Origin of the sequence: Mycobacterium sp., from assembly GCF_052143115.1 — a bacterium.
Classification (GTDB): Bacteria; Actinomycetota; Actinomycetes; order Mycobacteriales; family Mycobacteriaceae; genus Mycobacterium.
Genome location: NZ_JBKQTQ010000166.1, coordinates 1 through 3179 on the forward strand (window position 1 = coordinate 1; position 3179 = coordinate 3179).

Annotated in this window: 3 protein-coding genes; 2 read left to right on the forward strand and 1 reads right to left on the reverse strand. The window is 65.5% G+C overall.

Annotation, left to right across the window (positions count from 1 at the left end; translation table 11 throughout):
* On the reverse strand, window positions 1–800 hold an 800-nt coding region (locus tag ACLQI9_RS16925; protein ID WP_442391947.1), incomplete at its 3' end, for an FAD-binding oxidoreductase.
* A gap of 77 nt (window positions 801–877) precedes the next feature.
* Between ACLQI9_RS16925 and ACLQI9_RS16930 the strand changes: the two genes are divergently transcribed.
* Together ACLQI9_RS16930 and ACLQI9_RS16935 are read left to right on the forward strand one after the other, a co-directional pair.
* Window positions 878–2224: an adenylate/guanylate cyclase domain-containing protein gene (locus ACLQI9_RS16930; RefSeq protein ID WP_442376872.1), complete on the forward strand. Its 1347-nt coding sequence runs from the start codon at window positions 878–880 to the stop codon at window positions 2222–2224.
* A 256-nt stretch (window positions 2225–2480) separates the two neighbouring features.
* Window positions 2481–3179: sulfatase-like hydrolase/transferase (locus tag ACLQI9_RS16935; protein WP_442391948.1), on the forward strand; the 699-nt coding region annotated here is incomplete at its 3' end.

Here is a 3179-nt window from a genome sequence, read left to right on the forward strand (position 1 = left end):
AGCTCCAGATTCTGGGTATGGACGAGTGCGGCCATCGTCATGTTGTCGATGTATTCCAGGATGTAGGGCACCAGCCCGCTGGCGAGGATCTTGGGTACTGCCTCCATGACTTGGTCGAAGTCGGCGAACGGGGCGAGCACGGTGGCGCTGTGGTCGAGCCGCGGATGAAGCTTGACGGTCACCTCCGTGGCCAAGGCCAGGGTGCCTTCGGAGCCGACGATGAGCTGGGTCAGGTCGTAGCCGGTGGACACCTTGGCGATCTTGCCGCCGGTCCGGATGATCTCGCCGGTCGGCAGCACCGCCTGCAACCCGAGCACGTTATGGCGGGCTATCCCGTACTTGACCGCGCGCATCCCGCCGGCGTTGGTTCCGACGTTGCCACCGACGCTGGAGGACAGCTCGCCCGGTTGAACCATGTAGCTCAGCCCGGCATAAACGGTCGCGGCGTCCAGCTCGGTCAGGGTCACACCTGGTTGCACGACGGCTACCTGGTTGGTCGTATCGACCTCCAGGACCGCGTTCATCCGCTCGAAGGAGATCACCAGCCCGCCTTCCCGCGGAATCGCCGCGCCCGACAAGCCGGTCCCGGACCCGCGGGCCGTCACCGGCACGCCATGTTCCGAGGCGGCTTTCAGCAGCTGCGAAACCTCTTCTGCGCATGCGGGTTTGGCGACGTACGCGGGCTTCTGCGGCGCCGTCGTCAACACTTCGTCGTGGAAATAGTCCTCGGGGATTGCGTCGCCAGTCAGCAAGTTGTGGTGCCCGACGATTTCTGAAAACCGCGTCGTCATGTCGCTCATCGAAGGCCTCACCTTCTATCGCTGCACAGCTACTCACCTTATCGCCGCCCCTGACCGGACCGTGGCATGCTTTTTCCATGGCGGTCGTCCCCCAAACCGTCTATGCGCGAGACGGCGATACTCACCTCGCGTATCAGGTCGTCGCTGATCGCGGGTCAGATCTCCTCTTCGTCCCCACCGCTACGTTCCCGATCGACTTGCTGTGGGACGAGCCCACTGTCGCCCGCCACCTCCGTCGGCTGGCGTCGTTGAGCCGTCTGATCATGACCGACCTGCTCGGGATGGGAAGCTCGGATGCGGTGCCGATTCACGACCGTCCGGCCATGCAGGCTTGGACGGATGGGCTCGTCGCGGTGCTCGATGCCGTTGGGAGCCAGTGTGCGTCAGTCTTTGCGATGGCGGAGTCGACGCTTCCCGCCATGCTGTTGGCGGCAACCCATCCCCAGCGGGTGCGCTCGCTGGTGCTCTTTAGCCCGTTCGCGCGCTTTGTCCGAGCCCCCGACTATCCGTACGGGATGCCCGAGCCGATCTTCACCCGGTATGTCGACGCCTTCGGCGACACCGTCGGGACCGGTGCGGTCGCGGATAACTTGGCCCCGAGTTGGGCCGGCGATGCGGGGAAGCGGCGATGGTGGGCTCGCGGCGAGCGCCTGGCTGGCGGCCCCGGGTACTTCAAGGCCATCTTTGACCTCTACCTGCGCACCGACGTCCGGCCTGCGCTCGATAGCATTCAGGCGCCGACGCTGCTGCTACACCGCCGCGGTGACCGCCATGTGTCCGGCGGCCACGCCCGTTACCTCGCCGAACGCATCCCAAACGCGCGATTGGTGGAGTTGGACGGGGACGACAACGTTTGGTTTGCCGGCGACTCCGACCGGGTGCTCGACGAGATTGAATCGTTTGTCACCGGTGCACGCGCCGCCACGCCGACGAACCGTGTGCTTTCCACCGTGTTGTTCACCGATATCGTCGGATCGACCGAACGCGCCGAGGCTCTCGGCGATGAGGCCTGGACAGCGGCCCTTGACGTGCACAACGACGTCGTCGAGAAACATGTGGCCAGCGCGCGGGGCGAAGTCATCAAGTTCACCGGCGACGGCGCGCTCGCGACCTTCGACGGGCCGGCGCGTGCGATCAACTGCGCGTGCGCGATCCGCGACGCGGTGCAAGACCTCGGACTCGACATCCGCGCCGGCCTGCACACCGGCGAGGTGGAGATGATCGAGCGCGACGTGCACGGGATCGCGGTCCACATTGCTGCGCGCATCATGGCGCTCGCCGGGCCCGGCGAGGTACTGGTGTCGGGCGCGATCCCGCCGCTGGTCCTCGGATCGAGGATCGCCTTTGATGACCGCGGCAGCCACGAACTCAAGGGTGTGCGCGACCCGTGGCCGGTCCTGGCGGTGCGCGACGCGCGCGGTTAAGGATGGTCACCACATCGGAATGTTTGGTTATCCCGGTGCTGCAGGGGACGCACGAGGACACCCTCCGGCGGGGCGGTTTCGGTGCTGCGGCCAAATATTCGAGAGCATTTCACGAATCAGCCGTCTGCGGGATCACAGAACGTCCGTGGCGGCGGCGGAAACGGGAGCTAGGATCCCTGTCGGGGCCTGGTACGCGCCAGTGTCGGCTGGCGCCCGGGTGCGAGGCATGGGGGCTTCGACCGCGAAAGGCCAACCAGTGAACGATAAACCGAATGTCCTGATCATCTGGGGCGACGACATCGGTCAGAGCAACCTCAGTTGCTACAGCAACGGGCTGATGGGATACCGGACCCCCAACATCGACCGCGTCGCCGCCGAAGGGGTGCTGTTCACCGACTATTACGCGGAGCAGAGCTGCACCGCCGGACGGGCGGCGTTCATCACTGGCCAGAACCCGTACCGCACCGGCCTGACCAAGGTGGGCCTGCCCGGGGCGCCGCTGGGCCTGCAGGCACAGGACCCGACCATCGCGACGGCGCTCAAGACGCAGGGTTACGCCACTGGCCAGTTCGGCAAGAATCACCTCGGCGACCGCGACGAGCATCTGCCCACCATGCACGGCTTCGACGAGTTCTTCGGCAACCTGTATCACCTCAACGCCGAAGAGGAACCCGAACAACCGGACTACCCAAAGGATCCGGAGTTCCGCAAGAAGTTCGGACCCCGCGGTGTGCTGCACACCTGGGCCAACGGAGACGGCACCCAGCGCATCGAGGACACCGGCCCGCTGACCAAGAAGCGGATGGAAACCTGCGACGGCGAATTTCGAGACGCCGCAGTCGATTTCATCAAGCGTCAGCACGAAGCCGAAACTCCGTTCTTCGTGTGGTTCAACACCACGCACATGCATTTCCGCACCCACACCCAGCCCGAAAGCGTGGGCCGCGCCGGGCGC

What these genes read in the sequence shown, in the direction of transcription:
- ACLQI9_RS16930 (WP_442376872.1), top strand. Translation starts at nt 878, where the DNA reads ATGGCGGTCGTCCCCCAAACCGTCTATGCGCGAGACGGCGATACTCAC.